Below are 6,320 nucleotides of genomic sequence, written 5' to 3' on the forward strand. Positions count from 1 at the left end.
GATTGCGCGATGTGGGAAACGTTGGACAAGATCTCGAACATCGTGGCCCTCGTGGCCGGCGGCGCCTACATCGTCTGGTCGATCATCCGCAGGCTGCGCGGGACGCCGATGTCCACGAAACGGCTGCTGATACTCCCGGTGGTCTGCTTCGCGATCGGCATCTACATGGCCGCGGGCGACGTCGCCAAGGCGAGCACGCTGGACTGGGAGCTGTTCGGCGTCTTCGTGCTCGCCTCCTACGGCGAGGGCCTCGGCCGCGGCGCCACCATCCGGCTCTACGAGCAGGACGGCCTCCCGCACCAGAAGTACAACTGGCTCACCGTGACCATCTGGCTTTCGCTGATCCCGCTGCGCGTCGGCATGGTCCTGCTGGCCCAGCACTGGCACGCGGACATCGCGGGCGGCACCGACCTGGTGGGCATCCTGCTCGGCCTCACCTTCCTCGGCGAGGCCTCGGTGGTCCTCCCCCGCGCCCGCCGGATGGGGCTCAACCTGAGCCTGTCGCCGAAGAAGGACGCCAAGAAGGGCAAGTCTTCCGACCGGGTCCGGCACGCTGGCTGAGCGCGGGAACTCCTGGCTCGGCACCCGGCCCCAGCCACGTGGTTCCGGGTGACGTACGTGAGGGCTGAGCGAATCTGATTCCCTCAGCCCTCACTAATTTTTCGCTCCGCGCCGCGGCGCGACGGCGAGCTCGCGGCGGGTTGGCCTCAGGCCACTGGGCGGGCGCGGGCAAGCAGCTCGGCCACCCGGTCCGTGCCGACCGCGCCGCGTTTGAGTTCCGCCAGCACCGCGTCGATGTCGGCGGCGTCGACCGCGAGGCCGCGTTCGGCGGCGACCGCCGTCACGGCCGAGCGGCCGGAGTGCTTGCCCAGCACGATCCGGCGCTGCCTGCCCACCAGTTCCGGCGGGTACGGCTCGTAAGTGCTGGGGTCGCGGGAGATTCCGTCCACGTGGAGGCCGCTTTCGTGCACGAACGCGTGCGCGCCGACGACCGGGGCGTACGCGGGCACGCGGTCGCCGATCAGCCCGGCGACGTGCCGCGCCAGCGGTTCCAGCAGCGGGAGGTTTAGGCCAGTCGAGTGCCCCATCGCCGCTTCCAGCGCGATGACGACCTGTTCCAGCGGGGCGTTCCCGGCCCGTTCGCCGATGCCCAGCACCGAGCACTGCACCCCGGACGCGCCGCCGAGCAGGCCCGCGAGCGAGTTCGCGGTGGCCAGGCCGAGGTCGTTGTGACAGTGCACGGCCAGCGGCAGCGGGCAGCTCTCGCCGACCCGTTCGACCAGCTCCCGCATCGTCCACGGCTGCGCGATGCCCGCCGTGTCCGCGAGACCCAGCGCGTCCGCGCCGGCGTCGGCGGCCGCCTCGTACACCGCGGTGAGGACGTCCGGGTCAGTGCGGGTGGCGTCTTCGGCGGCGAACACCGCCTGCCGTCCGGCCGCCTTGACCCGGCGCACCGCGCGGTCCACCCGCCGTTTCAGCTCGTCCAGGTCGATGCGCAGTTTGTGCCGCAAATGCGATTCCGACGTGCCGATGAAGACCGCGACGCTGTGTGCCCCGCTGTGCAGCGCGGCGTCCACGTCGGCGTCGGCGGGGCGGGCGATCACCTGGATCACGGTGTCCAGCTCGGCGTCCACGATGGCGCGGATCGCGGCACTCTCCTCTTCGGACACCACCGGGAAGCCCGCTTCGATCATCGGGATGCCCAGTGCCGCCAGCCGGCTGGCCAGTTCGAGTTTCTGGTCCGGGCGGAACGCCACCCCGGGCATCTGCTCGCCGTCGCGCAGCGTGGTGTCGCTGACGACCACGCGTTCCGGCAGCCGCCCGGTGCGCAGCGGTTCCCGCGGCACGGCGACGGCTCGCCCGCGCGGTCCGCGGAATTCGTTGAACAGCTGGTTGAGCAGCATCATGTCGCGGGCTGGCGCGTCCATCCGCAACGCACGGGTCAGGTACGCGCGTCGGGGATTGCTGGTTCCGTCGAGGAAAATCGCCGCGAACACGGCACCGGTGGTGGTGATCGTCAGCCGGGGCAGCTCCGGCTCGGCCTCGTCGGTGCAGAGCCGTCGTACGGCGTTGTCCGCAGTGCACAACACGATCACGAGGTCCGGTTCGGACAGCCGCACCTCGATCAGCCGCGCCCAGCCGTTCAGTGCGCGCATTCCGGTTCCGCGGGCGGTCAGCTCGGCCAACTGCTGGTCCACGAAAGCCAATACCGCTTCGGCATCCACAGTGGACTCCGCGGCGCTGCCCAGTTCGTGCCGCGCCCGCAGAATCCGCTGACTGCCCCAGGCGCAGCCCAGTGCGACCAAGGTGATCGGGACACCGACCGCGAGACCGCAGCCCAGTGTCACGAACGCGCCCGCCAGCAGGACCCGTTCGAGCACCAGCACGGTATGCGCCCGGTACGCCCGCAGCCGGGTCACCTCTCGGGTCCACAATGGAGCGAGAGCGGATACCGCGGCTGCGGCGGCCGCGGCGAACACGACGAGCGCGGCAACAGTCACGGACGAGACCGCGAACTGCGCGACCGCACACAGATAAGCGACCAGGATCGTGCCGGTGGCTACCCGGACGCCGACGGTCAGCCCGTGCCGGACCGGCAGGGTCGCGTAGCCGCCTTCGCGGTCGCCGTCGACGTCGCGCAGCGCGCCGACCAGGTTGGATCCGGTGTCGTGCAACCAGAAAGCCGCCGCCAGCGGGAGGACCGCAGCCGCTGGGAGGTCGGCTACGGTCATTGCCCCGAACAGGCAGGCGAAGGCCGAAATGAGCCCTCGCACCGCGTTTCCGGCCAGTCCGCGGCCTTTGAAGAAGCTGCTGTAGGCGATGCCGAGCAGCAACGCGACGAGGACCAGGCCTAGCGTCCGCCAGTTCACCGCGAGCCCGATGATCCCGCCCGCGGCGGTCAGCCCGATCAGCATGCCCAGCGCGGTGCCGGGGCGCATCCGGCCGGACGGGATGGGCCGATGCGGTTTCGCGGTCGCGTCCAGGTTCCGGTCGAAGTAGTCGCCGCCGTACAGCCCGGCCAGCCAGCCCACCGTCGGCACCGCCCAGGCGCACAGCAACCGCACCGGCGACGCGCCCGGATCGGCCAGTGCGGCGCCGGCCAGTCCCACCAGGCCGACGTAACAAGCGGTGTACGGCCGCCACGTCTCGACGTGCGCGAAGAGAATCTCTTTCAGCCGCATCGGTTCACAGTCGCCTGGGCGAAGTAGGACAGCGTTTCCTTGCTCGGAGTGCCGGGCAGCACGTCGAGGACTTCGGTGGCGCGGACGGCATATCCGCGGGCGGCGTCGGCAGCCGCCTCCACTCCGCCCGCTTCGCGCACCAGCGCGGAAACCGCGGCCAGGCGCGCGGCCGGGTCGCCGGTGCCGCGCAGCTGGCGGTCGAGTTCCGCGGACACTGCCTCGCCGCCGAGTTCGCGGGCGAGCAGGAACGGCAGGGTCAAGCGCTGGTTGGCGATGTCGCTGGTGACCGCTTTGCCCATGGCGTCGCCGTCGCTCGTGTAGGCGAGGAGGTCGTCGTGGATCTGGAAAGCCGAGCCGAGCAGTTCGCCGTAGCCGGCGAGCGCGGTGCACCATTCCGGCGGGCCGCCGCCGAGGATCGCGCCGCTGGCACACGCCGCGCGGAACAACGCCGACGTCTTCAGCCGGATCATTTCCAAATAGGACGGTACGTCGCAGACGTAGCCCTCGCACAGCTCGGCTTCCATGCTCTGCCCGCGGCACAGGTCGATCCCGGCCGCGGCCACCGCGGTCATCGCGCGCGCGACGCGTTCGTCCGGCACCCCGCGCTGCCCGCATTCGCCGAGTGCGGCGAACAAATAGAAGATCAGCGCGTCGCCGGCCACGATCGCGTCGTCGCGGCCGTAAGCCGCGTGCACCGACGGGCGGCCGCGGCGCATCGCGTCGCCGTCGATGATGTCGTCGTGGATCAGGCTCGCCACGTGGCCCGCTTCCGCGCCTGCCGCCGCGGGCACCACCTGCTCGACGTCCGCGCCGACCGCACCCGCCGATTCGAGCAGCAGCAGCGGCCGGAACAGTTTCCCGCCGGGCACCAAGGCGTAGTGGCAGATCCGGGCGAGATGCGCGCCTTCGGCGTCCCAGCTGTTCTCCAGTTGTTTGCCGACCAGCGAAACCAGGTGGTCGATGCGGTCGGAACGGTCCAGGATGGCCGTGCCGAAATCCCGTTTCCCGGTGCTGTATGTGCTTTCCATGACCGTCCCATTCCGACGATTTCCCCCGTGCTCGCCGACGGTAGGGAGCCCGCGCGCCCGCGGACAAGGCCTCGGGGCCGTCCTCAATGCCGGATCAACAAGGCTTCAACAGCGCGGCGGAACGGTGTTGCGGATACGTTGAGCGGGCCTCTCCGGAGCCTTGTCGCCCGCCGGGACGGCGCCGTACGTTGCCGGTCGTCTCGAGGAGGACGACGCATGGCTTTGCTGGAGAGAATTCGGGGACCGCGCGATCTCGACGGGCTGTCCGGAACGGAACTCGGCGCGCTCGCCGGGGAAATCCGCGAGTTCCTGGTCTCCGCGGTCGCCAGGACCGGCGGGCATCTCGGGCCTAATCTCGGGGTCGTCGAACTGACGCTCGCCCTGCACCGGGTTTTCGATTCGCCGTGCGACACGCTGCTGTGGGACGTCGGGCACCAGTGCTACGTGCACAAAATGCTCACCGGCCGTCAGGACGGATTCGCCGGGCTGCGGGCCGAGGGCGGGCTGTCCGGCTATCCGAGCCGCCGCGAATCCGGCCACGACGTCATCGAGAATTCCCACGCGTCCGCCGCGCTTTCCTGGGCGGACGGTCTCGCCAGGGCTTACGAGGTAAGGCACATCGCGGATCGCGCCGTGGTCGCCGTGGTCGGCGACGGCGCGTTGACCGGCGGAATGGCCTGGGAAGCGCTGAACAACATCGCCGGCGCCCAGCGACCGGTCGTGGTGGTGCTGAACGACAACGGCCGCGCGTACGACCCGACCGTCGGCGGGCTCGGCCGTCATCTCGCGGCATTGCGGCGCGGTCCCGGCGACGGCGGCGTTTTCTCCGCGCTGGGCATGGACTATCTCGGCCCGGTGGACGGGCACGACATCGCCGCGACGGAGACCGCGTTGCGGGAAGCCCGGGGCCGGAACCGGCCGGTGGTGGTGCATTGCGTGACCCGCAAGGGCGCCGGGTACGCACCGTCCGAAAAGGACCCGGTCGACCGGCACCACGCGATCGGGCCGTTCGATCCCGGCACCGGGGCGGCTCCCGCCTCTCCCCCGTCGTGGACCTCGGTGTTCAGCGACGAAATGATCAAGGTGGGCAACGAGCGCGAGGACGTCGTCGCCGTCACCGCCGCCATGCGGGGGCCGACCGGGCTCGCTCCCTTCGCCGAGCAATACCCCGGCCGGTGCTTCGACGTCGGGATCGCCGAGCAGCACGCGGCGGCGGCAGCGGCCGGGCTGGCTTACGGCGGCCTGCATCCGGTGGTGGCGGTGTACGCCACGTTCCTGAACCGCTGTTTCGACCAGGTGCTGATGGACGTCGCCCTGCACGGCGCGGGCGCGACCTTCGTGCTGGACCGCGCGGGGGTGACCGGCGACGACGGGGCGAGCCACAACGGCATGTGGGATTTGACGCTGCTGCAAGCGGTTCCCGGTCTCCGGGTGGCCGCTCCCCGGGACGCCGCGCAGCTGCGCACCCAGCTGCGGGAGGCGATCGAGGTGGCGGACGCGCCGACCGTGGTGCGGTTCCCTAAGGGCGCGGTGGGTCCGGACATCGAGGCGATCGAACGGCACGGGCCGGTCGACGTGCTCAGCCGCGGCGTCCGCGAGGACGTGCTGGTGGTCGGCATCGGCCCGCTCGCCGGGCCCGCGGTGGAGGCCGGGGCGCGGCTGGCCGAGCTCGGCATCGGCGCGACCGTGGCGGATCCGCGCTGGATCCAGCCGGTGCCCGAGGCCCTGGTCGCGCTGGCGCGGGCGCATCGCGCGGTCGTGGTGGCCGCGGACTGCGGTCGCGCGGGCGGGCCGGGAACCCTGCTGGCACAGGCACTTCAGGACGCCGGTTCGGATGTTCCGGTGACCGGGCTGGGGATTCCCCAGCAGTTCCTCGAACCCGCCAAACGGACCCGGCTGCTGACCGCACTGGGGCTCACCGCGGATGCCATCGTCGAGGCATGCCGCCGCACTGTCGAGAAAGGACTGTCCGAGTGACCGTCGCATTGGGCATGCCCGCTCTGCCCCCGCCCGTTCTCGCCGAGCGTCGCAAGACCCGCCAGCTGATGGTGGGGTCGGTGGGAGTCGGCAGCGACCACCCGATCTCGGTGCAGTCGATGACCACGACGCC

At 71.1% G+C, this 6,320-nt stretch carries 4 protein-coding genes and 1 pseudogene; 3 read left to right on the forward strand and 2 right to left on the reverse strand.

The annotated features are described in order from the left end of the window. The first annotated feature begins 9 nt into the window (after nucleotides 1-9). Nucleotides 10-561, forward strand: coding sequence for a hypothetical protein (locus H4281_RS34020; RefSeq protein ID WP_182894937.1), 552 nt, complete (start codon nucleotides 10-12; stop codon nucleotides 559-561). A gap of 146 nt (nucleotides 562-707) precedes the next feature. Here H4281_RS34020 and H4281_RS34025 read toward each other — a convergent pair whose 3' ends face one another. Both H4281_RS34025 and H4281_RS34030 read right to left on the reverse strand, forming a co-directional pair. Further along, nucleotides 708-3,182, reverse strand: a complete 2,475-nt coding sequence (locus tag H4281_RS34025) for a hydroxymethylglutaryl-CoA lyase-like TIM-barrel protein (protein ID WP_182894938.1) — start codon at nucleotides 3,180-3,182, stop codon at nucleotides 708-710. Beyond that, on the reverse strand, nucleotides 3,173-4,210 hold the full coding sequence (locus tag H4281_RS34030; protein WP_182894939.1) for a polyprenyl synthetase family protein: 1,038 nt from the start codon (nucleotides 4,208-4,210) through the stop codon (nucleotides 3,173-3,175). Before H4281_RS34030 ends, H4281_RS34025 begins: the two co-directional genes overlap by 10 nt. Nucleotides 4,211-4,426: 216 nt before the next feature. On the opposite strand from H4281_RS34030, the gene H4281_RS34035 reads away from it, so the two are divergent. Together H4281_RS34035 and H4281_RS46660 are read left to right on the forward strand one after the other, a co-directional pair. Further along, entirely contained in the window at nucleotides 4,427-6,187 is a 1,761-nt protein-coding gene (locus H4281_RS34035) for a 1-deoxy-D-xylulose-5-phosphate synthase (protein WP_182894940.1), read from the forward strand. Beyond that, a pseudogene (locus H4281_RS46660) lies at nucleotides 6,184-6,320 on the forward strand (flavodoxin-dependent (E)-4-hydroxy-3-methylbut-2-enyl-diphosphate synthase); the annotation flags it as partial. The gene H4281_RS34035 and the pseudogene H4281_RS46660, both read left to right, overlap by 4 nt.

Source organism: Amycolatopsis dendrobii, assembly GCF_014145675.1.
Lineage (GTDB): Bacteria > Actinomycetota > Actinomycetes > Mycobacteriales > Pseudonocardiaceae > Amycolatopsis > Amycolatopsis dendrobii.